Genomic DNA, 26,528 nt, shown 5'->3' with positions numbered 1-26,528 from the left:
ATATTTTTTAACCCTTTTGAGAACTTCGTTTAAAATAAGTTAAGAAAGCTTGCACAAGAATATTTTACCAATAGCATGAACAGATTACAAAAGGTTTTATCATTTACTTCCCGTTTGTCACTCATACGAAAGAGGTTGCTAGATCAAACAAATGGTTTTGCAAACATGGCAATGATCCGATAATCACTAAATGTGCTGTGTTATGGCTAATGTCCTTTATTGACTTCCCCTCTCACTTTTATATAAAATAGATACAAATAGCGCGAAAATAAGGAAGCACCTTTTTTCGGATAACATCCCCCGCCTCTGAGGTAGGGATCTATCAGAAAGTAGGTGTTTTTTTGGTATGTATGGCAAACTTCACAGCGCATGCCTGTACGGCATTGACGGTGTTATCATCCAAGTAGAGGTGGACCTTGCCAATGGGCTGCCGCAAACCTCCATCATCGGTCTTCCCGACTCATCCATCCGTGAATCGGTTGAACGGGTCAGAGCCGCCATTAAAAATTGTGGCTTCACCTATCCCATGCAAAGAGTCACTGTGAATTTAGCTCCTGCTGATTTACGTAAAGAAGGCTCATCCTTTGATCTGGCTATAGCTTTAGGGATTTTGATGACAAGCGGACAGCTTACATTGACCTCCCCAGATCGGCTGCTGATGATCGGGGAACTCGCTCTGGACGGCTCTCTCAGGCCGGTTACAGGGGTGCTTTCCATGGTAGAGCGCGCCAAACGCGAGGGCTTTGAAGGGGTTCTCCTTCCCCGGGAGAACGCTCCTGAAGCAGCATTAATCGCTGGAATTAACATATACGGGATTAGTCATTTAGCAGATCTAACTGAGGTCGAGGAATTAGAATACAGAGATAGAAATACGAAGTCACGTAAAAAAGACGGTGAGCCTATAGCAGTCTCACTGTCCCACTTATGTTATCGGCCGGAATCAACCCATACTAAGAGTTTTATTAAGGATACAGATAGGATTTCATTCGAAGATTACAGCGATGTGCTTGGACAGCAGCATGTTAAGCGCGCCTTAACCATCGCGGCCGCTGGAATGCATAATATCCTGCTCATTGGACCACCAGGCACCGGCAAGACGATGCTCATCAAACGGCTCCCTTCTATCCTCCCTGCGTTGAGTGAACAAGAGTCATTGGAAACGACCAAAATTTTCAGTGCAGCCGGCAAGCTAAAACAAAGCGAAGAACTCCTGCGGCAGCGTCCTTTCCGCTCACCTCATCATACGATATCCTCGGGCGGACTTATCGGCGGCGGCACGATTCCGAAGCCCGGCGAGGTCAGTCTAGCACATAGAGGCATATTGTTTCTGGATGAGCTGCCTGAATTCTCCCGAAGTGTGTTGGAAGTATTGAGACAGCCGCTGGAGGATCGTGAAGTAACGATAAGCCGCGCCCGAGCTGTATTTACATTTCCTGCTCAATTTATGCTCGCTTGTTCCATGAATCCTTGCCCTTGTGGATTCTATGGCAGTGATCATCCACATCACCGCTGTACATGCAGTCTGCATAGGATTGCACAATATAGAGCCAAAATATCAGGTCCACTGCTTGACCGTATTGATCTCCAGGTAGACGTGCCCAGACCCAAAGAGTGGCCGGGAGCAGCAAATCCGCTGTCCTCGGAGGAGATGCGTGTTCAGGTGAATCTAGCCCAGAGTGTTCAACTGGCACGTTACCGTAATACTCCATTCAACTGGAACAGTGAGCTTTCTGGCAGCGCCCTCAGGCGGTTTACCAAGCTTGATCGTACTGCTGCCGATCTTCTCCATTCCACACTCGATATGCTAGGACTTAGCATGCGTGCATATGACCGCATATTAAAGCTGGCCCGAACCATTGCTGACCTTGAGAGGTCTTCAGGCATAAATTCCGGTCATATTGCTGAAGCGATTCAATATCGTCAACTCGATAAACAAACCGTACAGACGGATGAAGCAATGTATTAGATGATTTTGAAATAAACAAAACAATACAAGCCAACATTTCACGGTTTTTCAATTGACCCATGAAATGTCGGCTTTTTTTAGAGATATTCTTTTGATTAGAAACGGACTTAGCCTGCTACCTCTCTATCTTGCCATCGTTGACAAGGGCTGCTCAAAAGGCAGCCTCTATAAGTTCAATGGAGTCCACACTCATATCCGGCTTAAGTATTACAGCTACCACATCAAATCGAATCGGTATGTCATAGTTTTTTTTGTAATGAATATACTGCTGGGCGATACTGCGGACTTGGGCGATTTTCCGATGGTTAACCGATTCGGATGGCGTGCCGTATGTAGACGTACCGCTTCGACTCCGTACCTCGACAAACACGAGCGTCCCTCTGTCGTTCGCAATGATGTCAATTTCCCCCGTTCGATTACGCCAGTTACGGTCCAATATGCTGAAACCACGTTCAACCAGGAAAGAGGCTGCAGCTTCTTCTGCTACTGCTCCCTTTTGCTTACGGGTATCTTTCCTTCCTTCTGACATAGGTCTCATAAAGGTCGACTCCCTTCCTTAGCCAATCCATCCGCCTGATAGACATAGGTTAGAACTTCGGCCACCAACTGATATAGCTCTGTAGGAATCTGCTGATCCAAATCGAGCTTAGAGAGAACTTCTACCAGGGCAGCATCCTCTTGAACCGGGACACCATGTTCCTTTGCTCGTTCCAGGATTGTGTCTGCCAGCTTGCCTTGTCCTTTGGCCGTTACGATCGGTGCATCGCTCTCACCAGGGGTATATTTTAAGGCTACCGCTTTTTTCAAAGCTAATTCGGGTTCTTTCCCCTTCATATCCTATAATCCACCCCTTTATAGGTCTGCGGTGTATACTCTGCTGCCGTACCTCCTGCAGAGCTGTCAGCCCCAAGCTCGGTGATCTCAGGAAAGGGGCTTGTCTTCATACTGAACAGCTGATAACCGATTGATTCTACTCCTGCCGCGAGCTCGCTTTTTCTGGATTCAAACAATTCCGAGACCCAAGGCTGATCATTCCGTAGATGAAGACTTACAATCTTGTCTACTACATGAACATCAATGACGGTTGGCCCCAGATGTTTCATATCCAGATCAAACCATAAGCGGCAGTTTCTTGCGTCGAGCTCGCCCTTTCTGCCTCTCCGTGACTGAATATGTACGGATGCTGTTTGCTGTCCATCGGACCCATGTAACGGAATAAACATCGTAACCTGGGCGAACGGTGCCGTTCTATCCGTATTAAGCAAAAGCTGCTGTCCCGTCAGATGTTGTATCAATTGCTGGGCTGCCTCTTTAAGGACAGGTGGCATATCATTGCTCGCTGCAAGCTGAAGCAACAGTCCTTTCAACGTGTCATGACCATCCGCTGGACTGTTGCCGTTTACAGCTGACGCTGTATTGGGAATCTGGGAGCCAAGGTTCGCCATTGTCTGTTCCATTGTAAAGTTACCTGAAGCTGCCATGTTCGCAGCAGGCCCCTGCAAACTGTTAACGGAATTTCCCTGTGCCGCCGCTGTTTGTGCTGTTTGCCCTGCCTGTGTCGTCTGCGTGGTCTGTGTCGTCTGCGTTGTAGTGTTGTTAGCTCCCTGAGCGAGGCCAATCTCCTGGGTTTGCGTTCCACGTTGAGCTGTCTGGGCAACTTGTGAGACCCCCGTCCGTTCATTCACAGCAGCAGCCGTTCCTTGAGCTGCTGACGCTGCAGAAGCTCCCTGGAATCCTTCTGCAGCCATGTTGGGACCGGGACCCGAACCTCCGCTAGGCGGGTTCAGGGGCCCGGTATGGCCGGCGGCCGCGGTACTTGCCGCCGAGCCTTGGACGGGGCTCCCACTTGCCCCGCCGCCTTGCTGCGCGGGTGGCTGCGCCCCGCGCAACACCTGCTGCTCGTGCTCTGCACCGAGCAGCTTGAGCAGCCGCCCCACCCACGGCTCCGCCCCGTGGGTGGGCGGCTTCGGCGAAGGGCCTGCGGCCCCTTCGCCAGGCTGCGCCGCTTGCGCCGAAGGCGGCGGCGCGCTCTCTGCCGCCGGCCCTGTGGGTGCGGCGGCTTGCCCTGCTGCCGGCGGCATGGCCGTTCCGGCAGGGCCTTTGGCCGGCTGAAGCGGTGCACCGGCCAAAGGCCCTTGCTGCGCGGTGCCTGCGCGCAGCTGCTGCAGCAGGTCTTGCAGCTTCGTCAGCAAGGCCTGCTGCCCTCCGCGTGCCGTTTCAGCGGCAATCGTCGGCTTATCGCCTGCGCCCATTGAGGGTGCAGCCTCACCAGCTGTCTCCGTAGCTAACGCTGCCGTATTTGATGAGCCAATATTTTTGCCAATATGCTGCTCATTCGATTGACTACCCCGCAGTAATTCAGCAAGCTGATTCTCCAGAGACTTTAGCAACTCGTGTAGTTGAGGACCAAACACAGCTTGATGCAGCCCTTTAACGCTCTCTGGTGTTATAGGCAGCCCACGGTGAAACGCAATAGCAGATGCCTCGATCCACTCCGTTAAAGGTACTTGGACTGGCTTCATGGCAAGCATTTCTTTAAACTGAGCTATATTTTCCTTCGTTAATGGAATTCCTACCATCTGCATACCACGAATCATTTCCCGGTTTTCCTTCGTATCCGGCAGACTCGCGAATTCAAGTATCTCAACCATTGAGGACGGTGTAAGCGTCTGGTTTGGAGATTGACTCAACGGTTTTAGTACCGTTGTTCCTTCTTCACCTGGCGGTTGGACTTGAAGTAGCGCTGTTTCTCCTGCCCGAAGCGGTGTTTCAAGTTTGGCTTTCACCTGTACTCCCTGAATCTGTACAACCGCTTCCTGTCCGTCTTCCGATACATTCATGACGATACCGCGAACCACCTGACCCGGTTTCATTTCTAACGTTTTCGTTTCGCCTACCTTTTGCTCTCCAAGAAGACCACGAATCAACGATCCGATGTTCACGATTTGTTCCTCCCAAAACATCCATTTTCCTTATATATCGGCAGCAGCCCGCCTTTTTGCAAGGCGGGCTGCACAAGATTTTAAAATAGAGACAACTGTTCAACTTCAATATTCTTCAAAAAACTCCGCCGATGCAGCGGTGTTGGACCGTGAATGGAAATCTGCTCACGATGCAGTTTAGTTGCGTATCCCTTATGTATGGCGATTCCGTACTCTGGATAAGCGGTATTCCAAGCTCCTTCACACAGTCGATCCCGCGTTACCTTCGCTACAATAGAAGCTGCTGCAATGGATTGGCTGTTTGCGTCTCCTTTAATGATGGCAAGCTGCGGTATGTTACAGTCTACCTTTTCCGCATCGACAAGCAAAAATTGTGGAGTTACCACCAGCTGCTCCAAAGCCATTTTCATTGCCAACCTAGCCGCCTGTTTTATGTTAATCCGATCGATTGTTTCAGCATCCACCTGTCCAACGCCAACAGCAAGCGCATGTTCCATAATAAGATCATACAACGAATCACGCTTCTTAGCGCTCAACTTCTTTGAATCATTAATTCCTTCAATAACTAATCCTTCTGGCAGAATAACCGCAGCGGCAACAACATCCCCAAACAGACAACCTCGCCCTACCTCATCAATTCCTGCAATATGTACATACCGGGTCCAGTACTCACGTTCATATAACAACAAATCACTCATCATAATAACTCCTCGATGCCTAGCAAATAAGGCTTCTGATTCAATCTTCTGTCTCGATACCTGCACTTCGAATCTACAAATCTATTAGACAAATCATATCATATGCAGCCGTGAACAACCACCCATCCTTAAGCTCATCAATACTATCAATCCCGCCTCTTAACGGAAAAACATCACAAAAAAACCACCGTTACCGGTGGTTTCCAATGTTCAATTAGTAGGGTGATTCCATTGAGAAGCGCCCCATCTTTCCGGCCCGCAGTTCACGTAAAAAGGTGCTTGAGGCTTTTTCCAAATCCACTCGCCCACCACTCATGATACAACCGCGCTTACGGCCAATGTCCTCCATCACTGTCACAATCTCATCCGGATTCTCAAAATCCTCTGGACGCTGCTTCAGATCAAATCGCTCGCTCATGGGTTCCCAGTAATATTTAGACAAGTATTTAACCGCAAAAAAGGCGATATCCTCGACGTTCAATATTTCTTCTTTGATGGCCCCGGTTACTGCGAGACGATATCCAACATTTTGATCCTCAAATTTCGGCCACAAAATACCCGGCGTATCGAGCAGTTCCATTTCACCACCTGCAACCTTAATCCACTGCTGGCCCTTTGTCACACCCGGACGGTCTCCTGTAGCAGCAATACTGCGCCCTGCTAATCGGTTGATCAAGGTGGACTTACCTACATTCGGAATACCTACAATCAGAACACGCATGGCCCGAGGATTCATACCTTTGGCTATCTGTTTGTCGATTTTCTCTTTAAGCAGCAGTTTCACCTGATCTGGTATATCTTTAACACCCGTGCCTGTCGAAGCGTCTACCGGGAATGCCGTATGGCCCTGCTCTTTAAAATACGTCAGCCACTGACGAGTCACCTCAGGGTCTGCCAGATCCGCCTTGTTCATAATGATCAGTCGCGGCTTTCCCTGCAAAATATCGTCGATCATCGGATTACGGCTAGATAGCGGCAGTCTGGCGTCGATCAGCTCAATAACAGCATCAATCAACTTCAGTTTATCCTGTATTTGACGGCGTGCTTTTGTCATATGTCCTGGAAACCATTGTATCGTCAACGTCGTCACCTCACAAAAATTCCAATTCCATTATTCTTTATATTCCCTGCTAGTGATTAATCAAACCAATATCTTTTATCGGCCAAAAAATCAGGTCAGCCCGGCCTACGATATCTTCCAATGGAATAAAACCGATCATCCGGCTGTCTGTACTATTAGAACGATTATCACCCATTACAAACACATGACCTTCAGGTACCTTTCCATCCGAGAAATGCGCATTCGGGAAGTTCGTACTGTTATAGAGCCTGTCATCTTCATGTGCTTGATCGATAGCTTCTTGTATGTAGGTTTCATTAACAGGCTTTCCGTTAACGAGTACTTTGTCTCCTTCAACCTGAACTGTATCTCCGGCTACTGCAATTACCCGCTTAATGAAATCTCTTCCTTCAGAAGGCACATGGAATACGACAACTTCTCCACGCTCCGGTTTACGGATATCGTACAGGATCTCATTGACAATGAGCTTCTGTCCCGTTACAAAGTTAGGCTGCATTGACGGTCCTTGCACAATGAATGGTTTAAAGAGAAGCCAGCGAATGAGAACCACAAGAACTAATGCAATAAGAAGAGCCTTAAGCCATTCCACCACTTCATTCTTTTTCTTCTTAACCGGTTTCTCTGCCTCGTCCGTTTCAAATGTCTCTTGCTGTGTATCCTGCTGCATAATTCACCGTCCTCTCTGTATTGATGAGCTACAGCATATAATCATTTTTGGATATACAAAAGGGGCTTGTATATACGTACAAGCCCCTTTTACCGTCAGTTGATTAACGACGAAGTTCTTTAATTCTCGCTGCTTTACCGCGCAGTTCACGAAGATAATAAAGCTTCGCACGACGCACTTTACCACGGCGAGCCACTTCGATTTTCTCGATTTTTGGCGAGTTGATTGGGAAAGTTCTTTCCACACCAACACCGTAAGAAATTTTACGAACTGTAAAAGTCTCACTGATTCCGCCACCGCGACGTTTAATTACAACACCTTCGAACAACTGGATACGTTCACGAGATCCCTCGATAACCTTAACGTGCACTTTTAAAGTGTCGCCAGGACGAAAGCTCGGAATATCCTTGCGAAGTTGCTCTTGAGTAATCGCTTGTACGATATTCATCTAGGACTCCCTCCTCTCACACAGGCGTTCTTACCTCTTCCGGAAAACCTCTTGTTCCCCATCATTATCCGCAGCGGACCACCGTATTCACAACAAAAGAAATATTAACATAATTCATGGGTAGAAGCAAGTACTTTGTACTCTACGATCATTTATCCGTCCCAATGGGGAACAATAAAATTCATCTTACAATGTAAGTGTATGATCTTGACATTCCCACCCCTAAAGGGGCAAGTCTGCTGGCGCAGATAGGATTCTTGAGTAGTTAACGCCCCTCCTGAGACAGTGCATTTAGCATCTCAGGCTCTCACCCTGTTACCAGATGAGACAGGTTGTTTGCTCAAATGTTTTAGCGTCTTGTTCTTGACGACTTCATACATTTTACGTGGCGAAAGAGTTAGTCGCCACAACCCCTTATGTATACTATTTTCAAAGAGCGAGCATTCGTTCACTATACCCTAACTGGCAGTGTAGGACAATTAGCTGTCTAATGACAGCCCTTGCCCTAAGCCGATTCATCCAGTGCCTAAAGGCTAGGGCTTTTTAGACTAGAATCTGTAATTAAATATTCGTGTTAAGTCCCGATTTGGAACATCGATACTCTCGCTCCAACGGAAGTCGCTGTAAGTGATTTTGAAGTGGGAGATAAGTTATATAATTGAACGGCATCACCGACTGCCAAATTGATAACCGCCGATCCAGACAATCTGGCATTTTTCGAATTAAGCTTTATATTAGCTGTGCTTGTTGTATTACCATTAATGACGATACCAAAGGTGATTGGTGCAGTTTGCCCACTAGCATAATAAACTTGCCAATCAAAATAATAGTAACCCGCGGTAACTATGGTCATAGTAGTAGTTCCATTAAAGGTTACCCCTTGCAAACTAATTTGGTTAAATGTGACAGGAGTATTAGAAGCAATAGTCTCTACTACTCCATTACTGTTGTATAAAACACTTCCACCAATCCTTGTTGCGTTGCTGGTAGTCCCAGTTGCTTCTGCGGCTTCTACAGCAGCTTCTATAGTATCTGTAACTCCTGTTGCGCCAGTCTCTCCATTAACTCCCGCTGCACTTATTTTCGCTATTGCTCCGGTTTCACAGGTTATTCCTGTGTCGCCCGTTACTATTGTTTCATCTATAGCTCCAGTGGCTCCTGTAGCTCTTATGTCACCTGTTGCTTCTGTTTCGTCTGTGGCTACCATTACTCCCGTAGCATCTGTTGCCTCCGTCCCACCTGTCACTTCTGTGACTCCAGTTGCTTCTGTTCTACCTGTAGCTCCATTCTCTCCTGTAGCTCTTATTTCGTCTGTGGCTCCCGTTTCTCCCGTCGCACCTGTTACTTCAGCTACTTCTATTTCTCCCGTTACTTCAGTTGCTCCTGTTTCGTCTGTTACCTCAATTTCACTCGTACATCCTGTGACTCCCGTCGCTACTGTTACACCAGTTTCTACTGTCTCTCCTGTCGCTTCTGTTTCTTCCATTACTTCGGATGCTCCGATTGCTTCTGTGTCATCTAAAGCTCCTAAGTTACCTGTCGCTTCTGTTACTCCCGTTACCTCTGTTGCCACAGTTCCACCTGTCACTTCTGTGACTCCAGTTGCTTCTATTTCACCTATTACCTCTGCTGCTCCTGTTTCGCCCGTTACCTCTGTTTCGCCGGTACCTCCTGTGACTACCGTCGCTACTGTTACACCAGTTTCTACTGTCTCTCCAGTTACTTCCGTTACTTCGGATGCTCCGATTGTCTCTGTGTCATCTGAAGCTCCTAAGTTACCTATTCCTTCTGTCTCTCCTGTTGCTTCTATTACTCCCGTAGCTTCTGTTGCCCCAGTTCCACCTGTCACTTTTGTGACTCCAATTGCTTCTATTTCACTTATTACCTCTGCTTCACTCGTACCTCCTGTGACTACCGTCGCTACTGTTACACCAGTTTCTCCCGTCACACCTATTACTCCGCCGGCTATTTCTATCTCTTCCAGTGCTCCTGCTTCGCTCATGGCTCCAACTTCACCTGTAACTCCCGTTACCACAGTTGATCCCGTTAACCCTGTTACTCCTGTTCCATCTGTAGCTACTATTACTCCAGTTTTACTCGTTACTCCGATTACTTCTGTCCCTCCTATTGCTTCTGTTTCTTCCGTTACTTCTGTCCCTCCTATTGCTTCTGTTTCTTCCGTTACTTCTGTTGCCCTTGTACTACCTGTCACTTCTGTGACTCCGATTTCTTCTATTTCACCTATTACCTCTGCTGCTCCTGTTTCCCCTGTTACCTCTGTTTCGCCGGTACCTCCTGTGACTACCGTCGCTACTGTTACATCAGTTTCTCCTGTCTCGTCAGTTACTTCCGTTACTTCGGATGCTCCGATTGCCTCTGTGTCATCTGAAGCTCCTAAGTTACTTGTTCCTTCTGTCTCTCCTGTTGCTTCTGTTTCTTCCGTCACATCTGTTGCCCTTGTACTACCTGTCACTTCTGTGACTCCATTTGCTTCTATTTCACCTATTACCTCTGCTGCTCCTGTTTCCCCTGTTACCTCTGTTTCGCCGGTACATCCTGTGACTCCCGTCGCTACTGTTACATCAGTTTCTCCTGTCTCGCCAATTACTTCCGTTACTTCGGATGCTCCGATTGCCTCTGTGTCATCTGAAGCTCCTAAGTTACTTGTTCCTTCTGTCTCTCCTGTTGCTTCTGTTTCTTCCGTTACATCTGTTGCCCTTGTACTACCTGTCACTTCTGTGACTCCAATTGCTTCTATTTCACTTATTACCTCCGTTTCCCCTGTTACCTCTGTTTCGCTCGTACCTCCTGTGACTACCGTCGCTACTGTTACACCAGTTTCTCCCGTCTCGCCAGTTACTTCGGATGCTCCGATTGCCTCTGTGTCATCTGAAGCTCCTAAGTTACCTGTTGATTCTGTTACTCCCATTACTTCTGTTGCCCTTGTACTACCTGTCACTTCTGTGACTCCAATTGCTTCTACTTCACTTATTACCTCCGTTTCCCCTGTTACCTCTGTTTCGCTCGTACCTCCTGTGACTACCGTCGCTACTATTACATCAGTTTCTCCTGTCTCGCCAGTTACTTTCGTTACTTCGGATGCTCCGATTGCTTCTGTGTCACCTAAAGCTCCTAAGTTACCTGTTGCTTCTGTTACTCCCGTTACCTCTGTTGCCCCAATTCCATCTGTCACTTCTGTGACTCCAGTTGCTTCTATTTCCCCTATTACCTCTGTTTCCCCTGTTACTTCTGTTTCGCCGGTACCTCCTGTGACTCCCGTCGCTACTGTTACACCAGTTTCTCCTGTTTCGCCAGTTACTCCTGCTTCACCCCTTGCTCCTGGTTCATCAGTTTCTTCCGTTACTCCCGTTACTCCTGTTTCTCCAGATATTCCAATAGCTCCCGTTGCACCTTCTTCGTCACCTGTGACTCCGGTGGATCCTGTGCCTTCCGTTACACCAGTCTCTTCTCTAGATCCAATAAATCCAAAAAATCCCATACCTCCTATTTCTCCGGTTGCTCCTATGGCTTTTGTTTCTTCTGTTTCTTCTGTTGCCCCAGTTCCACTCATTATTCCTATCTCTCCCACTGCTTCCGTTGTTCCAGTTTTCCCCTTTACTTCAGTTACCACCTCTCCCGTTTCTCCTGTCTCACCGCCTACTTCATCCGTTGTTCTTGTGCCTCTTGTCATAGCAATAGCCCGTATTTGTCCTATTGCTCTGGTAGACCCTTTATTTCCAGTCTCTCCAGTTGCTCCTGATACCCCCTCTAACGCTTGCATAACCGTAACCCCATAAACACTCTCAGCACTCGAATGTGATACCGCACTAAATGATCGAAACAATGATGCCTCTCCAGCTAACGATATATTTAAAGTCGGGACTAATGCTGCTAAAGTGGTTAAATAATCAGTCAATACCTCGTTAATTAGCACTGCTGGAATAGGGTCATGTTCCAAGAGATTGATAATATTTTGTTCTATTTCGCGAAGCCTGTTGCTCTTCAAAGTTGTGGCTCCTAACAAAACAGTCTGCTCGCTAATTTCGCTTAATACACTCCTTAGCTTCTCTCTTGTTTCCATCCCCGGTTGAGTCATCGCATTCATTATAAAGAACGGTAAACTATCCAGCGAATTTATTAATGATGCAGGATCCCGTAGTGTATTTGAGCCATTTCCGGTTTCCACCACTTGCCTTATAACCCTTAGACCGTCGTTCACAATAGTCTCAATATCCTTTCGCACACCGATGCGAACAGCTGAAATCATTACTGCATTTATAAATTGCTCTAATCCTTTTGCAACCATGATCGGGTCGGACACGTTTGAGATTACAGCTTTTTGCTGTGCGGCATTTGAAATCGCCCTTTTTTCACGCATACTAATTGGCATATTTTGAATTAGTCTGTTCAAAGTTTGCACCTGCGATTTAAGTAGTACAAAACTCCCGTCCCCCCTGTCCGTGAACGCCTTTGGTATATCAGCGCTCAGTTGCCTGATCAATTGTATAAATTTTCTAGTTCGAGAACCTCTCTTTTTAGGATGATCTTCAGCTCTCTTTATCTTGAATTTTTTACCACTAGGCCTCTTCTGCAGATTCATGTTCTCCCTCCCAAATTGTCATCGCTGCACCAATGATTTCCCGTTGCCTATATACCTATAGGACATATACCTATAGGACATATTATTCCCTTTAGCTCGTTCCAGTTCTGCTCCCACTAACAAAAAAACAATCATCCTCTACTTGTTCAGGAAGATTGCTTAAAGTAAGTCATAAATAGAGCGATCTCAGTACTTCATCGTTTCACCACATGCCTGGCAGGAATAAAATGTACCTCTCTGGTAACGATGTCACTCGCATTATTCCCATAATGGTCAATCTCGAACGCAATCCGGCCAATACTCCATTTCTGACGAAATTTCTGATTCGAAACGGATCCTACTCTAGACAGATTAAAACAAATGACGAATACCAGTATGTTATGCAACAGAGCTCATCCATTATGTAACATTTCCCCACAAAAAAAGAGAAAATCCGCAAAGGACTTCCTCTTCGATATATTCTTTAATTCATTATTCATGATTCTCACGTTCACGATTCACACGAAGTTTTTCCAGAAAAATCTTATCTTTTGGGGTAAGCTCCAGACTTTCCAACAATTCCGGACGCCGCTCCCAGGTTCTCTGCAACGCCTGCTCTCTGCGCCACACCTCAATATTCGCATGATGGCCGCTCAACAAGATATCCGGCACTTTCCATCCTCTGAACTCAGCCGGACGAGTATAATGCGGATATTCCAGCAGACCTGTACTGAACGAGTCAGTAACGGCAGACATTTCATTACCCAGGACTCCAGGGAGAAGCCGGACAACTGAATCAATGATTACCATGGCCGGAAGCTCTCCGCCTGTCAGCACATAATCACCAATGGATAGTTCATCCGTTACCAGGTATTCACGAATCCGTTCATCATAACCTTCATAATGGCCGCAAATAAATACCAAATGTTCTTCCTGCGCAAGCTCCTCCGCTTTTTTCTGCGTAAACGTTTCACCCTGTGGGCACATCAAAATAACACGGGGTGGCTTCTGATGAGCCACGACCTGTACTGAAGATACCTCGTCAACCACAGCAGTATCCGAATCCGTATCACTTCCGTAAGCTGCCGACGTCGATGACAGCAAATCCTCAACAGCCGCAAAGATCGGATCCGGTTTAAGAACCATTCCGCCCCCGCCTCCATAAGGCGTATCGTCCACCTGTGAGTGTTTATTGCCGGAATACTGGCGGAAGTTAACCGCATTCAAAGAGACGATTCCCTTCTCAGCAGCTTTACCCAATATGCTGGAATGGAATACACCGTCAAACATTTCAGGAAACAGCGTCAGAACATCAACCTTCATGTTATAACAATCCTTCCATCAGGTGAACCCGAACAATTTTGGAGGCTTTATCCACATCCAGCACTACATCCGGAATGGACGGAAGAAGGATTTCTGTACCATTTGGAGTTTTCACTACCCATACATCGTTAGCACCCGGTGTCAGAATCTCCGTAATTGTACCTAACTCTTCAGCAGGCTCGTCATCAGTGATGACACGGCAGCCGATGATTTCATGAAAGTAATACTCGTTCTCCGGAAGTTCCTCTTGAAGATCTTCACTGATCTTAAGGAGACTTTCTTTATATTTCTCAGCTTCATTGATTCCGCTAATTTCTTTAAACTTGATGACATACATGTTTTTATGAAAACGGGATGATTCCACCGTTACGGGTACAGGTCTGCCACCCTTTGGCGACACGATAAACAGCTGGTTTTTACTCGCGAAACGCTGCTCTGCAAAATCCGTATGTGGCACCACCTTAATTTCGCCGCGAATACCGTGTGTATTCACGATTTTCCCTACGGTAAATAACTTCTCAGACATGTCTTCCTCCTGCATCTCGTTATGAATTCAGATCACATTCCGACCTACCGGATTTCTTCAGCATGCACGAAAAAGGGCTAGGACATGCATCCTAACCCCCTTTCGTATATCTTTAAGAAAAAGTCTCTTAAGAAATGATATCAACGGTCACCCGTTTATCCATTTTAACTGCCGCTGATGTTACGACCGTACGCAGTGATTTGGCGATTCGCCCCTGCTTGCCTATGACCTTCCCGACATCGTCAGGATGCACGTACAGTTCATATACAATCAGGTGCTCCTTCTCAACTGTCTTCACAGTCACATCTTCTGGATGATCCACTAAAGCCTTAGCAATTACACGAACTAATTCTTCCATAGATGACCCTCGCGATCAGTCTTATTTCTGATGCTTAAGCTCATGAAACTTCTTCATAACGCCCGCCTTGCTCAGCAAGTTGCGAACAGTATCGGATGCTTGCGCACCGTTTTGAAGCCAGTTGAGCGCTTTTTCTTCATCGATCTTAACTTCAGCCGGTTGAGCAACCGGATTGTAATAACCGATTTCCTCGATAAAACGGCCGTCACGCGGGGAACGGGAATCAGAAACCACCACGCGGTAGAAAGGGGCTTTGTGAGCACCCATACGTTTCAGACGAATACGTACTGCCATTTGAAAATTCACCTCCTTCAAAAAATGTCCTGTTTCTTTCCTCTATTTGAACCTTAACGGAAAGGGAACTTCATTCCTTTACCAGTTAAACCTTTTAACTGCTTCATGGCCTTATTCTTGCCGCCCTTTGGACCCATCATATCAGAGAACTGCTTCATCATCCGGCGCATTTCATCAAACTGCTTGATGAGGCGGTTAACCTCGGCAAGCGATGTACCACTACCGGTTGCAATCCGCTTACGGCGGTTATGATTGATGATGTCCGGTTGCTGCTTCTCTTCGGTTGTCATGGAGTGCACGATCGCCTCGATGCGACCCATCTGCTTCTCATCTACCTTGAGATCTTTCGTCTGCTTCATCTTGCCCATACCCGGAATCATGTCCATTAGCTGGTCCAGTGGACCAAGCTTCTTAACCTGCTCCATCTGCTCCAGGAAATCCTCGAACGTGAACTCAGCATTACGCATCTTCCGTTCCATTTCCTTCGCTTTATCAGCATCGATGTTCGACTGAGCCTTCTCGATCAAGGAGAGCATATCACCCATTCCGAGAATCCGGGATGCCATCCGCTCCGGATGGAACGGCTCCAAAGCGTCGATTTTCTCTCCGAGTGCTGCGAACTTGATCGGGCATCCGGTGACCGCTTTAACAGACAATGCGGCACCGCCTCGAGTGTCACCGTCAAGTTTGGTCAATACAACACCGGTTAACTCTAACTGTTTATTGAAGCTGTCTGCCACATTGACAGCATCCTGACCTGTCATCGCATCCACGACGAGCAGAACTTCATCCGGATTCACAACACTGTGAATCTGTTTCAGCTCTTCCATCAACTCTTCATCAACATGAAGACGTCCGGCAGTATCGATAATGACATAATCATGACCATTATCCTTGGCATGCTGCAAACCTTGCTTCGCAATTTCTACCGGGCTTGTTTTGTCACCAAGAGAGAACACAGGTACCTTGATCTGCTCACCCAGAACCTCCAGCTGCTTGATCGCTGCCGGACGATAGATATCACCTGCTACGAGTAGCGGACGGCTGTTCTGCTTCAAAAGAAGCTTGGCAAGTTTACCCGAAGTTGTTGTCTTACCGGCACCTTGCAAACCTGCCATCATGATAACGGTTGGGGGCTTAGTGCTCTTCACGAGCTTCGACTGGCTTCCGCCCATCAGCTCTGTCAGTTCCTTGTTGACGATGTCAATGATAACCATACCCGGCGTGAAGCTGTCCATGACTTCCTTGCCAATAGCTTTTTCTTTGACCTTGGCCACAAATTCTTTTACTACTTTGAAGTTGACGTCGGCTTCAAGAAGTGCCAGACGAACCTCGCGCATGGCTTCAGTTACATCCTCTTCGGATACTTTACCTTTACCGCGAAGCTTGCTGAACACATTCTGCAGCCTGCTGGTCAATCCTTCAAATGCCATATCCGCCACCTCCGTCCTACATTCTTAATCCTATAACATGAGTTGATTTACCATATCGGTCATTATTTTCTTATCGTGTTCATTCAAGGTGCTATCACTAAGTAGATTTCTCAGCTTTTCAAGCTCATGGAGACGCTCCTCGTGCTTTTTCATAAGACCGAGCTTCTCTTCATAAGTCTCCAGCACCTGTTCTGCACGCTTGATGTGCTCATAAACAGCCTGACGGCTAATTTCAAACTCACTCGCAATTTCACCCAAGGAGAAATCCTCATGAAAATAGTGCTTTAAAAACGTCTGCTGCTTCTCTGTAAGCAGTCGTTCGTAGAAATCGAACAGCAGATTAATACGGTTCGTCTTCTCGAGTCGGTTCTCCTGACTCATTTAAGGGCACCCCCTCGTCAAGGAAAAACACTTTACAGTTCACTTAACGAACATTATCATACAAAAAACATAGAAGGATGTCAAGCTTTTCTCCTTGTCATCCTTCTCTTTTAATTTTCTTATATTTTTCAAGCAATCAGCGAATTGGCAGCAGGTAGATCAGTACTGCGAAAAAGTGCAGCACACTGCCTGCCAATACGAACAGATGCCAGATCGCATGATGGAACGGAAAGCCTCTCCATACATAAAAAATGGTGCCGAGCGTATATAGCAAACCACCACCAACTAATAAGTTTATGCCTTGCGGAGCGATAACCGCTGTCAACGGATTCCACGCAATGACAATCAGCCACCCCATTGCAATGTAAAACACCGTGGACATGAACAGAAACCTTTTGACAAAAAAGGCTTTAAATATACACCCGAACAAAGCGATGCCCCAGATGATCCCGAACAAGCTCCATCCAAGAGTTCCTCGAACCGCTACTAACAAAAATGGAGTATAGGTTCCGGCGATAAACAAGTAGATGGAAGAGTGGTCAAGGAACTCAAACACATCCTTCGCTTTCCCTTCCTTAAAACTGTGAACCAGTGTGGAATTCAGATACAGAAGCAGCATGGTTGTTCCATAAATCGTAAAGCTCACCACATGCCAGACAGTTCCTTCGATACTGGAGAAGACAATCAGCAGCACGAGAGCGGCTACACTGAGCGCGGCGCCAATACCATGAGTAATTGCGTTGGCTATTTCTTCCCTGCGGGGATAAGTATAAGTATTCGCCACAACCAACTTCCTTTCGTTCTAATCTTTATTCCTCATTATAAGCGCTTCTGTTATTCAAATCCAGCCGAGAAGAAGCATCACCTTCATTCTCAAAATTGCAGTTCCATAGACGATGATAGTTTAAACTTATTTTTGAACAAGTCCTCCTTTCATCCAATCTATTAAGCTATCAATACATATAATGTCGTAGAACGTTGAAAGGAGGATCAGACCTATGCCTATGTGTTTCTTCACCAAAGCAAAAAAATTAACTCGTCAAGTGGAAGTTCTCAGCCTACAGACTGAATTGCTAACCGACCGGGTCCAATCTCTTGAATATCAACTGTTGACCGGACTTATCATCATCCCGTCATTTATTGATTATTTTGGAAATCGGACGAGCCAAAGGGTTCGAGTCAGCACGATGTTTGTCACGCTTGAGGGCATAGTTATCGCAACCGCAGATGATGGTGTCCAGCTTCGCGAGCCTTCGGGAGACCTCGTACTGATTCCATTCTCAAAAATAAACTCTGTTCGTTAATGCTCATGCGGATATAGAAAGGTGGTGTATAAGGTATGCGCTATGTCGATTGGCTTAGAGGCTTTCTCGGATCGGGGGTAGAAGTAACCGTGTCTGGTGATATCGTTGTCGGAACGTTAATAGACTTTGATGAATCGACTCTCTCTCTGAAAATTCTTCCCATCATTCACGGCCCCCCCACTGACACAGTGACGATTCCCCTGCAATCTGTTGAATTTATCCGTATTGTCTCCTCATTAGAATAACGTCTATTGACGTATCTCAAAGAAGACAGACCACTTTTAGCGGTATTTTATTCTTACGAGAGAAGGATGCTGTTTACTCTTTCTTATCTCATAAGAAAAACAAAAAAGAGGACCTACACAAGTGGATCCTCTTGCTTGTCTATATCAATACATTGCGTTACACGGAATCTTCCGTACCCTCTTCTTCCTTAATCAGCCCGGCAAATAATGCGTGCACAAACTGTTCGGAATCAAAGGTTTGCAAATCGCCCATTTTCTCACCGAGACCCACCAGTTTAACCGGCAGATTTAGCTCTTGGCGGATGGCCACAACAATACCGCCTTTAGCCGTACCGTCCAATTTCGTCAGTACGAGGCCGGTAACCCCGCTTTTCTCGCCAAACAGCTTTGCCTGGCTCAGTGCATTTTGGCCCGTTGTAGCATCCAATACCATTAGCACCTCATGAGGAGCGCTTGGAATTTCACGCTGGATGACACGGAAGATTTTATTCAGCTCTTCCATTAGGTTCGTCTTGTTCTGAAGGCGTCCCGCTGTATCACATAACAGAACATCCGCTTGACGCTGCTTCGCGGCTTGTACCGCATCAAACATCACTGCCGCCGGATCCGAGCCCGGTTGCTGCTTAATGACCTCAACCCCGACACGCTCTCCCCACACTTCCAGCTGCTCGATTGCTCCGGCACGGAACGTATCACCAGCGGCAAGAAGCACTTTTTTGCCTTCCTGTTTGAAACGATGTGCCAACTTACCAATGGTTGTCGTCTTGCCAACCCCATTGACTCCCACGAACAATATGACGGTAATCCCGTCCGGATTCATTCGGAGCTCATTATTGTTGTCACCTCGAAGCAAGCCCATCAGTTTCTCGGACAAGACCGGCTGAAGATCAGCAGCGTCTTCAATACGGCGTTTCTTTACTTCGTCACGCAGGTCATCCATCAAGTCCATTACCGTGTTTACGCCAACGTCGGCGCCGATAAGAATCTCCTCGAGCTCTTCGTAAAACTCCTCGTCAATCTTTTTGCGGCGAATCATCAAATCCGAAACCTTTTCCACAAGCCCTTTACGGGTTTTCTCCAGACCATCACGGAATTGTTTTGTTACACTTTCTGTTTTGCTCGAAATGCTCTCTTTAAGTTTCTTAAAAAAGCTCATATGTTTCCTCCATGTGATTGTATATAGTTAGGCGATTTCCGCTTCCTCGCTCTCAAGCTTAACGGAGACGAGCTTCGACACGCCGCCTTCTTCCATCGTCACACCGTATAATACATCGGCTTCTTCCATCGTACCTTTGCGGTGTGTGACAACAATGAATTGGGTTTGCTCCGAGAACTCACGTAAATACTGAGCAAATCGGACGACGTTTGCTTCATCCAGGGCTGCTTCTACCTCATCCAAAACACAGAACGGCACCGGTTTAACCTGCAATATCGCAAATAACAGCGCCATTGCGGTCAGTGCCCGTTCTCCGCCGGAGAGTAGCTGAAGATTCTGAAGCTTCTTGCCTGGAGGCTGAGCCACGATATCAATGCCTGTCTCAAGCAAACGCTCTGGATCTATGAGGATCAGATCTGCCCTTCCTCCGCCAAACAGTTTCGTAAACACCGTGCCAAATTCTTTGCGAATCGCATCAAAGGTCAGTTTAAAGCGCTTGGACATCTCATCATCCATCTCTTTGATGACCTGATATAGTGTTGTCTTCGCTTCCACCAAGTCAGCCTTCTGCTCGCTGAGGAATTGATAGCGTTCGTTAACACGCTGGTATTCCTCGATCGCTCCCAGATTGACGTCACCCAGTGCCGATATACTGCGCTTCAGGTCGCGCACTTCATTCTGTACAGTCGGCACATCCTCAGGCACGGGATAACGATGTTTCGCGAGCTCATAACTCAGCTCGTAATCTTCACTCAATTTTTTCAAAATGTTCTCCAGTTCCACATCCAGACGGTTTACACCAATCTCGGTCTGACGGAGCTGATCCTCAACAGATCTCAGCTGAGTTCGCTGTTCCTTCGTCTCACTTTCCTCCAGCTCTAGCTTTCGACTGAGCTGTGCACGGGATGCCCGTTTAAACTCAAGCTGTTGTGAGGCCTCGTCCTTCTTCAATTTGAAATGGTTCAGATCCTCGATCTGTTTTACACTCTCGGCAGCATTCTGTTCCAATTCCGCCACTACGGAGGATAGCATCGTCCGGTTCTGTCGCTGCTCTTTCTCGTGATTGTCCACATCGGACTGAAGTCGCTTCAATTGCTCCTCAAGCGAGAAAGTTTCCTGATCCAGCTTACCCTCTCGAACCTTGAGTGTGGTCAGCTGTGTCTGAAGCTCGTCTTTAGCGGATTCGTTAGCCTTACGAGCGAACTCAGCAGCCTGTATAGCCTGATGTGTCGCCTTTTCCTCAGCCTCCAGCTCAGAAAGCAGCTTTTCTGCACGAGCGCGGCTCTCCTGAATCTCCTTGGCTTCCTGCTCGTGACTTGTCTTTTCCTGACCTGCCAGCTCTGCCTGCTCCAAAACATGACGTAGTTCATGCTCCAGCTGTTTCCGATCACCCGATGCTTGCTGCTCTTCTATTCGTTTATCGTCACCGGATTTCCGCAGCTCATCCAGCTTGTCCTGAGACTCGACCATCTGACCTCTAACCTGCTCAACACCCTGTTGCAGCTTTCTGATCTGCTTCTCAGTCTCCGTAATTTCCTGATCCAACTGATCGAGTTGGCGCTTACGTCCCAGAAGGTTGTTACTCTTCTTATGATGGCTACCGCCTGTCATAGAGCCGCCGGCATTGACCACGTCTCCTTCCAGAGTTACGACACGGTAGCGATACTGGAACCGGGCAGCAATTTTGTTAGCCTGCTCCAGCGTCTCCGCAATCACTACATTACCGAGCAAGCTGCCAACGATGCTGCTATATTTCGGATCATATTGAACCAGCTCTGACCCGAACCCAACGAAGCCAGCCTCGCCTTCAGCCATTGAACGATCCGATGCTGAAACCTGACGCGGACGAATAACGTCGAGTGGCAGGAATGTGGCACGACCCAGCTGACGCTGCTTCAGAAACGATATAGCTTGCCGTGAAACAGCTTCATTATCCATAACGATATGCTGTACAGATGCACCGAGCGCCGTTTCCATGGCTAATTCCAGTTTTTCCGGCACACGGATTAGCTCTGCAACTGCTCCGTGAACCCCATGCAGGACAGACTTACGGGATGCCTTGAGCACTTCTTTAACACCCAACATAAAGCCGTCGAAATCATCTTGCATTTCTTTCATCGTATCACGACGGGAAATTTGCGCTTCCCGCTTCTGTTCCCATTTGCGAAGTGCGTTCTGACTTTCCTCCAGCAGCTTCTGTAACGAATTGTATCGCTCGCTCTCCGTAATATATCCGTTGCGAAGTTCAGCAATCTCCTTGCCGAATCGTTCAACATTACGGTTGATCTGCTCTTTGCGGCTGAGCAGTTCCTCTTTCTGACCTTCCCATTTGCCGGACTCCTCTTCAGCCCGATTCATCCGGCGTCCTAACGCCTCTTGCTGCTGATCCGCATAACGGATTTCATTGCGAGCCTGGGCCATCCGGTTCATTAGCTCCAGAAGGTTACCTTTCAAACTCTCTTCTTGCTGTTGGCTAATTCCGCCAGTAACGCCCACCAGCTTGGCTTCCTCTGCAGAAAGATTATCTCTCAGCTCAGCCAGCTCTTTCTGGAGAGCTCCAAGCTTGACCTTCATTGCGGCCAGTTCTTCCTGCCGGTCATTCAGCCGGGTGTCACCAGATTCTACGTTCTGGGATAACTGATCGCGAGTCCGCTCCAGATTTCGGCGACGCTCCTTTAGAACTTCACCGTAACCCTCATTTTTCTCAAATGATTCACTGTACTGCAGCAACTGGTTCTGGATTGTTTCAACTTCCTCTTCCAGCTGACGGAGTGCTGAACGATCGTTCTCCAGTTTGGCATCATGTGCAGACACCACGGTAGACAACGCCAGCTGCTCTTCCTTCAGCTGCTCCAGCTTGGCGTTCGCCTCACTCCATGCGCCATGAATCTGTTCAATCTGATACACATATAACGATATTTCTTGGCGCTTCAATAGCTCTTTAAGTTCCTTGTAACGTATTGCCTTCTCTGATTGATCCTTCAATGGTCCAATCTGGTCCTCAAGCTCAGTTACAAGATCGTGGATACGAAGTAAGTTCTGCTCCGTCTCATCCAGCCTGCGTACAGATTCCCGCTTTCGGGACTTATATTTCACGATACCCGAAGCTTCCTCAAATATACCCCGGCGATCCTCGGAACGAGTACTCAAAATCTCTTCGATCCGGCCTTGTCCGATAATGGAATACGCCTCTTTGCCGATACCGGTATCCATAAACAATTCAGTTATATCTTTCAGTCGGCATGACTGTTTGTTAATCAAATATTCACTATCACCGCTGCGGTGTACACGACGGGTTACAGTCACTTCATTAAAATCAAGCGGGAGCACATGGTCCTCATTATCCAAAGTCAAGGATACTTCGCCATAGTTCACAGCCTTACGCGCATCACTTCCGGCAAAAATGATATCCTCCATCTTGCCGCCACGAAGTGATTTCGCACTTTGTTCACCCAAAACCCAGCGGATGCCATCAGAGATATTACTCTTACCACTTCCATTTGGGCCGACCACTGCGGTAATTCCCCGAACGAATTCCATTTCCGTCTTGTCGGCAAACGATTTGAAACCCGCTAATTCTATCCGTTTCAAAAACATATATTCCAAATCACCTCTACCGTTATTGTACCATATCGAATAACCTCAAGCTGTCGTTAAATCCCTGTATGTAAGGAAGCTGCTCTTAACATCAAGTTCCATTCATCTTCTAAGGGAAGGACAACGAAAAAGAGCAAAAAACAGTCGTGAACTCGGGTTTCCGGTTGTCCTCTTGACTGATCTTTGCTCTTTGTTTGTCCTCACATCGGCGAAGCTTAGGTGTTTGCGCGTTTCAGCTGCTTTAAGGCTACCGCCGCTGCCTGCTGCTCGGCTTCTTTCTTAGATCGGCCACTGCCGCGTCCAAGACATTCGCTTCCCATAAATACTTCAGAGACAAACTCACGTTCATGCGCAGGTCCCCGCTCTTCAACGATACGATATTCCAGCGTACCCATACCGTGATGCTGTGTTAATTCTTGAAGCTCGGTCTTATAATCGCTCATTTGAGGCCGGCCGTTCACTGTGACCGATCGGAATACATGATCACTCAAAAATGAACGAACTGCCTCTAACCCTTGATCGAGATAGAGCGCCCCCACAAAAGATTCGAACACGTCGGCAAGAAGAGCCGGGCGAGTTCGTCCGCCCGTCATTTCTTCTCCCTTGCCTAAGAGCACATAACGGCCAAAATCCAGTCTTTCAGCAAATTTGACCAACGAAGGCTCGCAAACGATTGCGGCCCGGAGTTTTGTCAGTTCCCCTTCTGGACGATCTGGGTAAAGGTTGTACAAGAACTCACTCACCGTGAGCTCCAGTACAGCGTCACCCAAAAATTCCAGACGCTCGTTATCCTGACTCTGGCTAAAACGATGTTCGTTGACATATGAGGCGTGGGTAAAGGCCTGCTTCAGCAACATCCCGTTACGAAACTGGATTTGAAGTTTATGCTGTAACTGCTTCAGATCTCCACTCAACACACTGTCCCCTTACTCGGCGTATTTTTTCAGAATAATGGTGGCGTTGTGGCCCCCAAATCCAAACGAATTGGACATAACCACGTTCAATTCGGCTTTTCTTGGTTTATTTGGCACATAATCTAGATCGCATTCTGGATCCTGATCCTCGAGATTAATCGTAGGAATAATCGTTTGGTTTCCAAGGCTCAGTGCACAAATAACGGCTTCAACGCCGCCTGCAGCACCAAGCAAATGGCCTGTCATCGATTTGGTGGAGCTCACCGCAACTTTATAAGCATGATCGCCCAAGGCCATCTTGACTGCCTTGGTCTCCGAACGGTCGCCAACCGGTGTGGATGTTCCATGAGCATTGATGTAATCAATATCTTCCGGAGTAATACCTGCATCTCGAATAGCCATCTTCATACAGCGTGCTGCACCATCCGGATTAGGCTCGGTAATGTGGTAGGCATCAGCGCTTAATCCATAACCGATAACCTCAGCGTAAATTTTGGCACCGCGCTTCTGCGCATGCTCCAAAGATTCCAGTATCAGCACTCCAGCACCTTCACCCATTACGAATCCGTCACGTCCAGTATCAAACGGACGGCTTGCCTTCTCAGGCTCATCATTACGGGTTGACATCGCACGCATCGCGCAGAAACCGGCCATGCCTGTTGGACGGATGGTAGCTTCAGCACCGCCGCACACCATGACGTCAGCATCTCCGCGCTGAATCAAACGTAAAGAATCACCGATAGAGTGGCTGCCAGTAGCACAGGCGGTCACTTGAGTTGTGTTCGGTCCCTTGGCACCTAAGTTAATCGACATTTGGCCAGAAGCCATATTAGCGATCATCATCGGAATGAAAAACGGACTTACACGCTTAGGGCCCTTTTCCAGCAATATGTTATGCTGGTCTTCCCATGTTCCCAATCCGCCAATACCAGAGCCAATCGATACACCGACACGTTCTGCTTCAGCGTTAACACCAATCTTAATTCCGCTGTCTTCAAGCGCTTTACTGCCGGCTGCAACCGCAAACTGGACAAAACGGTCCATCTTGCGCGCTTCCTTGCGATCCATGTAATCTTCCGGATTAAAATCCTTCACCGATGCGGCAATCTGTGTCGTATAGCCACTGACATCAAAGGCTTCAACATGCGACACCCCAGATTTACCACTCATCAGACTATTCCAAAATGTTTCGAGGTCTTGACCCAAGGAGGTCATGACACCCATTCCTGTTACAACCACTCTTTGTTTCAAACAGACTCACCTCTATGTGGACTACCCTTATCTTTCCAAAACACTCGAGAAAATTCAGGGCAGCAATAATATATCAATATTTATTTCATACATGAAAATCATTTTCTTGAAATGTGGAGAAGTCCCGCCTTACAACAAGAACGGGACTCAACTTTAAGACTTAGGTATGAGATTGTATGTACTTAACAACTTCACCTACGGTCGTAATTTTCTCCGCATCTTCATCAGAGATCTCCATATCAAACTCATCTTCCAATTCCATTACCAATTCTACTACGTCGAGAGAATCAGCTCCAAGGTCATCTTTGAAAGATGCTTCTAGTGTTACGTCGGCTTCGTCAGCACCCAGGCGGTCGACGACGATGCGTTTCACGCGTTCCAATACATCAGACATCCGGCTCACCTCCTCTTTGGTAATTATACGAGATATGATTTCAAATTGCCATAGAAGGCAATTGAAAACGTTTTTTAGTCCGGCGGCTTTTCTGTCATGACAGAAATGTCCTTACATATACATCCCGCCGTCTACGTGCAGAGTCTGCCCTGTCATATAAGCCGCTGCGGAAGAGGCCAGGAAAGTAACGACATCTGCGATCTCTTCCGGCTTTCCAAGACGTGCAAGCGGGATATCTCCCATAAGCTTTTCACGCATGTCTTCCGGCAGCTCACGCGTCATGTCTGTATCAATAAATCCAGGCGCAACCGCGTTTACTGTAATTCCACGAGAAGCAAGCTCACGAGCTGCCGATTTCGTCAAACCGATGACTCCTGCCTTCGCGGCAACATAGTTGGCCTGTCCCGGATTACCGAGTGCTCCTACAACAGATGAAATATTAATGATGCGCCCATAACGCTGCTTCATCATCGGACGAGTTACCGCCTTGAGACAGTTAAACACACCCTTTAGATTTGTTTCGATCACTTGATCGAATTCTTCTTCTTTCATCCGCATGATTAAATTATCTCTAGTAATCCCCGCATTATTCACCAGAATATCAATTCTGCCCCATGCATCGATTACTTGCTTAACGAGAGCATCGGCTTCGGCGCTGATTCCGACATTGGATTTCAAGGCAATCGCCTCAACACCTTTGGCTCGTATTTCAGCTACAACTTCATTGGCGGCAGCCTCATTACCGGAATAATTCACAGCGACATTCGCCCCCATGTCCGCTAATGCGAGTGCAATACTACGCCCGATACCGCGGGAAGCGCCTGTAACCAGAGCCGCTTGCCCTTTTAAAGCTTCGATCATGAATGTACCTCCTTTCCCCGAGTTTACCCATGTAACTGCTGTTTCAACTCATCACGAAGTGATTCAAGAAGCGAAATCGACGTCGAATCTTGAATTCAGCTGAAAATCTA

The 26,528-nt window shown here is 47.3% G+C and carries 25 protein-coding genes; 3 read left to right on the top strand and 22 right to left on the bottom strand.

The annotated features are described in order from the left end of the window. Nucleotides 1-346: 346 nt before the first annotated feature. On the top strand, nucleotides 347-1,966 hold the full coding sequence (locus AC2TF5_RS09590) for a YifB family Mg chelatase-like AAA ATPase (RefSeq protein ID WP_491301943.1): 1,620 nt from the start codon (nucleotides 347-349) through the stop codon (nucleotides 1,964-1,966). 151 nt (nucleotides 1,967-2,117) lie between these two features. Here the strand turns inward: AC2TF5_RS09590 and AC2TF5_RS09585 are convergent, their stop codons facing one another. From AC2TF5_RS09585 to trhA, 16 genes are all read right to left on the bottom strand, one after another. Further along, entirely contained in the window at nucleotides 2,118-2,504 is a 387-nt protein-coding gene (locus tag AC2TF5_RS09585; protein WP_491301942.1) for a YraN family protein, read from the bottom strand. Continuing rightward, complete coding sequence (locus AC2TF5_RS09580; protein ID WP_491301941.1) at nucleotides 2,501-2,800, bottom strand: EscU/YscU/HrcU family type III secretion system export apparatus switch protein; 300 nt, start codon at nucleotides 2,798-2,800, stop codon at nucleotides 2,501-2,503. The genes AC2TF5_RS09585 and AC2TF5_RS09580 overlap by 4 nt, the downstream gene beginning before the upstream one ends. Further along, nucleotides 2,797-4,908, bottom strand: coding sequence for a TP0910 N-terminal domain-containing protein (locus AC2TF5_RS09575; protein ID WP_491301940.1), 2,112 nt, complete (start codon nucleotides 4,906-4,908; stop codon nucleotides 2,797-2,799). The genes AC2TF5_RS09580 and AC2TF5_RS09575 overlap by 4 nt, the downstream gene beginning before the upstream one ends. Before the next feature lie 80 nt (nucleotides 4,909-4,988). Then, entirely contained in the window at nucleotides 4,989-5,606 is a 618-nt protein-coding gene (gene rnhB, locus AC2TF5_RS09570) for a ribonuclease HII (RefSeq protein WP_491302848.1), read from the bottom strand. Between the two features lie 214 nt (nucleotides 5,607-5,820). Next, nucleotides 5,821-6,687: a ribosome biogenesis GTPase YlqF gene (gene ylqF, locus AC2TF5_RS09565; RefSeq protein ID WP_491301939.1), complete on the bottom strand. Its 867-nt coding sequence runs from the start codon at nucleotides 6,685-6,687 to the stop codon at nucleotides 5,821-5,823. A 49-nt stretch (nucleotides 6,688-6,736) separates the two neighbouring features. Beyond that, a complete protein-coding gene (gene lepB, locus AC2TF5_RS09560) occupies nucleotides 6,737-7,354 on the bottom strand; it encodes a signal peptidase I (RefSeq protein ID WP_491301938.1) in 618 nt (205 codons plus the stop codon). Nucleotides 7,355-7,457: 103 nt separating this feature from the next. Continuing rightward, entirely contained in the window at nucleotides 7,458-7,802 is a 345-nt protein-coding gene (rplS, locus tag AC2TF5_RS09555; protein WP_491301937.1) for a 50S ribosomal protein L19, read from the bottom strand. Nucleotides 7,803-8,376: 574 nt separating this feature from the next. Next, entirely contained in the window at nucleotides 8,377-12,213 is a 3,837-nt protein-coding gene (locus AC2TF5_RS09550) for a beta strand repeat-containing protein (protein ID WP_491301936.1), read from the bottom strand. Between the two features lie 383 nt (nucleotides 12,214-12,596). Then, a complete protein-coding gene (locus tag AC2TF5_RS09545) occupies nucleotides 12,597-12,788 on the bottom strand; it encodes a hypothetical protein (RefSeq protein WP_491301935.1) in 192 nt (63 codons plus the stop codon). An 85-nt stretch (nucleotides 12,789-12,873) separates the two neighbouring features. Continuing rightward, a complete protein-coding gene (gene trmD, locus AC2TF5_RS09540; RefSeq protein ID WP_491301934.1) occupies nucleotides 12,874-13,704 on the bottom strand; it encodes a tRNA (guanosine(37)-N1)-methyltransferase TrmD in 831 nt (276 codons plus the stop codon). A gap of 1 nt (nucleotide 13,705) precedes the next feature. Continuing rightward, nucleotides 13,706-14,230, bottom strand: coding sequence for a ribosome maturation factor RimM (gene rimM, locus AC2TF5_RS09535; RefSeq protein ID WP_491301933.1), 525 nt, complete (start codon nucleotides 14,228-14,230; stop codon nucleotides 13,706-13,708). 127 nt (nucleotides 14,231-14,357) lie between these two features. Further along, a complete protein-coding gene (locus AC2TF5_RS09530) occupies nucleotides 14,358-14,588 on the bottom strand; it encodes a KH domain-containing protein (protein ID WP_006211360.1) in 231 nt (76 codons plus the stop codon). 21 nt (nucleotides 14,589-14,609) lie between these two features. Continuing rightward, nucleotides 14,610-14,882 carry a 30S ribosomal protein S16 gene (gene rpsP / locus AC2TF5_RS09525; RefSeq protein WP_006211361.1) on the bottom strand — a complete coding sequence of 91 codons (273 nt, stop codon included), beginning with the start codon at nucleotides 14,880-14,882 and terminating at the stop codon, nucleotides 14,610-14,612. A 53-nt stretch (nucleotides 14,883-14,935) separates the two neighbouring features. Then, complete coding sequence (gene ffh / locus AC2TF5_RS09520) at nucleotides 14,936-16,315, bottom strand: signal recognition particle protein (RefSeq protein WP_491301932.1); 1,380 nt, start codon at nucleotides 16,313-16,315, stop codon at nucleotides 14,936-14,938. Nucleotides 16,316-16,345: 30 nt separating this feature from the next. Beyond that, on the bottom strand, nucleotides 16,346-16,696 hold the full coding sequence (locus AC2TF5_RS09515; RefSeq protein ID WP_491301931.1) for a putative DNA-binding protein: 351 nt from the start codon (nucleotides 16,694-16,696) through the stop codon (nucleotides 16,346-16,348). Nucleotides 16,697-16,832: 136 nt separating this feature from the next. Continuing rightward, entirely contained in the window at nucleotides 16,833-17,480 is a 648-nt protein-coding gene (gene trhA / locus AC2TF5_RS09510) for a PAQR family membrane homeostasis protein TrhA (RefSeq protein ID WP_491301930.1), read from the bottom strand. Between the two features lie 214 nt (nucleotides 17,481-17,694). Here trhA and AC2TF5_RS09505 point away from each other — a divergent pair, with 214 nt between their 5' ends. Then, nucleotides 17,695-18,000 carry a hypothetical protein gene (locus AC2TF5_RS09505; RefSeq protein WP_491301929.1) on the top strand — a complete coding sequence of 102 codons (306 nt, stop codon included), beginning with the start codon at nucleotides 17,695-17,697 and terminating at the stop codon, nucleotides 17,998-18,000. Nucleotides 18,001-18,035: 35 nt separating this feature from the next. Then, a complete protein-coding gene (locus AC2TF5_RS09500) occupies nucleotides 18,036-18,245 on the top strand; it encodes an LSm family protein (protein WP_491301928.1) in 210 nt (69 codons plus the stop codon). Nucleotides 18,246-18,402: 157 nt separating this feature from the next. Here the strand turns inward: AC2TF5_RS09500 and ftsY are convergent, their stop codons facing one another. The 6 genes from ftsY to fabG all read right to left on the bottom strand — a co-directional run bounded on the left by ftsY (nucleotide 18,403) and on the right by fabG (nucleotide 26,418). Further along, nucleotides 18,403-19,401, bottom strand: coding sequence for a signal recognition particle-docking protein FtsY (ftsY, locus tag AC2TF5_RS09495; RefSeq protein ID WP_491301927.1), 999 nt, complete (start codon nucleotides 19,399-19,401; stop codon nucleotides 18,403-18,405). Nucleotides 19,402-19,428: 27 nt separating this feature from the next. Further along, nucleotides 19,429-22,998, bottom strand: coding sequence for a chromosome segregation protein SMC (smc, locus tag AC2TF5_RS09490; protein ID WP_491301926.1), 3,570 nt, complete (start codon nucleotides 22,996-22,998; stop codon nucleotides 19,429-19,431). Between the two features lie 215 nt (nucleotides 22,999-23,213). After that, nucleotides 23,214-23,912, bottom strand: coding sequence for a ribonuclease III (rnc, locus tag AC2TF5_RS09485; RefSeq protein ID WP_491301925.1), 699 nt, complete (start codon nucleotides 23,910-23,912; stop codon nucleotides 23,214-23,216). A gap of 12 nt (nucleotides 23,913-23,924) precedes the next feature. Beyond that, nucleotides 23,925-25,163: a beta-ketoacyl-ACP synthase II gene (gene fabF, locus AC2TF5_RS09480; protein ID WP_491301924.1), complete on the bottom strand. Its 1,239-nt coding sequence runs from the start codon at nucleotides 25,161-25,163 to the stop codon at nucleotides 23,925-23,927. Nucleotides 25,164-25,323: 160 nt separating this feature from the next. After that, nucleotides 25,324-25,557 (bottom strand): acyl carrier protein, encoded by a 234-nt coding sequence (acpP, locus tag AC2TF5_RS09475; RefSeq protein ID WP_046677908.1) that lies wholly within the window; start codon nucleotides 25,555-25,557, stop codon nucleotides 25,324-25,326. 111 nt (nucleotides 25,558-25,668) lie between these two features. After that, nucleotides 25,669-26,418, bottom strand: a complete 750-nt coding sequence (gene fabG, locus AC2TF5_RS09470; RefSeq protein ID WP_491301923.1) for a 3-oxoacyl-[acyl-carrier-protein] reductase — start codon at nucleotides 26,416-26,418, stop codon at nucleotides 25,669-25,671. Nucleotides 26,419-26,528: the final 110 nt, after the last annotated feature.

The organism is Paenibacillus sp. JNUCC 34 (assembly GCF_058269055.1).
The sequence above is the reverse complement of the archived record's forward strand: the minus strand, read 5'-3'. Positions and strand labels throughout refer to the sequence as shown.

What these genes read in the sequence shown, in the direction of transcription:
- rplS (WP_491301937.1), bottom strand. Translation starts at nt 7,802, where the DNA reads ATGAATATCGTACAAGCGATTACTCAAGAGCAACTTCGCAAGGATATT.
- trmD (WP_491301934.1), bottom strand. Translation starts at nt 13,704, where the DNA reads ATGAAGGTTGATGTTCTGACGCTGTTTCCTGAAATGTTTGACGGTGTA.
- rpsP (WP_006211361.1), bottom strand. Translation starts at nt 14,882, where the DNA reads ATGGCAGTACGTATTCGTCTGAAACGTATGGGTGCTCACAAAGCCCCT.
- acpP (WP_046677908.1), bottom strand. Translation starts at nt 25,557, where the DNA reads ATGTCTGATGTATTGGAACGCGTGAAACGCATCGTCGTCGACCGCCTG.
- AC2TF5_RS09515 (WP_491301931.1), bottom strand. Translation starts at nt 16,696, where the DNA reads ATGAGTCAGGAGAACCGACTCGAGAAGACGAACCGTATTAATCTGCTG.
- fabG (WP_491301923.1), bottom strand. Translation starts at nt 26,418, where the DNA reads ATGATCGAAGCTTTAAAAGGGCAAGCGGCTCTGGTTACAGGCGCTTCC.
- AC2TF5_RS09505 (WP_491301929.1), top strand. Translation starts at nt 17,695, where the DNA reads ATGCCTATGTGTTTCTTCACCAAAGCAAAAAAATTAACTCGTCAAGTG.
- AC2TF5_RS09590 (WP_491301943.1), top strand. Translation starts at nt 347, where the DNA reads ATGTATGGCAAACTTCACAGCGCATGCCTGTACGGCATTGACGGTGTT.
- AC2TF5_RS09580 (WP_491301941.1), bottom strand. Translation starts at nt 2,800, where the DNA reads ATGAAGGGGAAAGAACCCGAATTAGCTTTGAAAAAAGCGGTAGCCTTA.
- smc (WP_491301926.1), bottom strand. Translation starts at nt 22,998, where the DNA reads ATGTTTTTGAAACGGATAGAATTAGCGGGTTTCAAATCGTTTGCCGAC.
- ffh (WP_491301932.1), bottom strand. Translation starts at nt 16,315, where the DNA reads ATGGCATTTGAAGGATTGACCAGCAGGCTGCAGAATGTGTTCAGCAAG.
- AC2TF5_RS09585 (WP_491301942.1), bottom strand. Translation starts at nt 2,504, where the DNA reads ATGAGACCTATGTCAGAAGGAAGGAAAGATACCCGTAAGCAAAAGGGA.
- rnhB (WP_491302848.1), bottom strand. Translation starts at nt 5,606, where the DNA reads ATGAGTGATTTGTTGTTATATGAACGTGAGTACTGGACCCGGTATGTA.
- lepB (WP_491301938.1), bottom strand. Translation starts at nt 7,354, where the DNA reads ATGCAGCAGGATACACAGCAAGAGACATTTGAAACGGACGAGGCAGAG.
- AC2TF5_RS09500 (WP_491301928.1), top strand. Translation starts at nt 18,036, where the DNA reads ATGCGCTATGTCGATTGGCTTAGAGGCTTTCTCGGATCGGGGGTAGAA.
- rimM (WP_491301933.1), bottom strand. Translation starts at nt 14,230, where the DNA reads ATGTCTGAGAAGTTATTTACCGTAGGGAAAATCGTGAATACACACGGT.
- ftsY (WP_491301927.1), bottom strand. Translation starts at nt 19,401, where the DNA reads ATGAGCTTTTTTAAGAAACTTAAAGAGAGCATTTCGAGCAAAACAGAA.
- AC2TF5_RS09530 (WP_006211360.1), bottom strand. Translation starts at nt 14,588, where the DNA reads ATGGAAGAATTAGTTCGTGTAATTGCTAAGGCTTTAGTGGATCATCCA.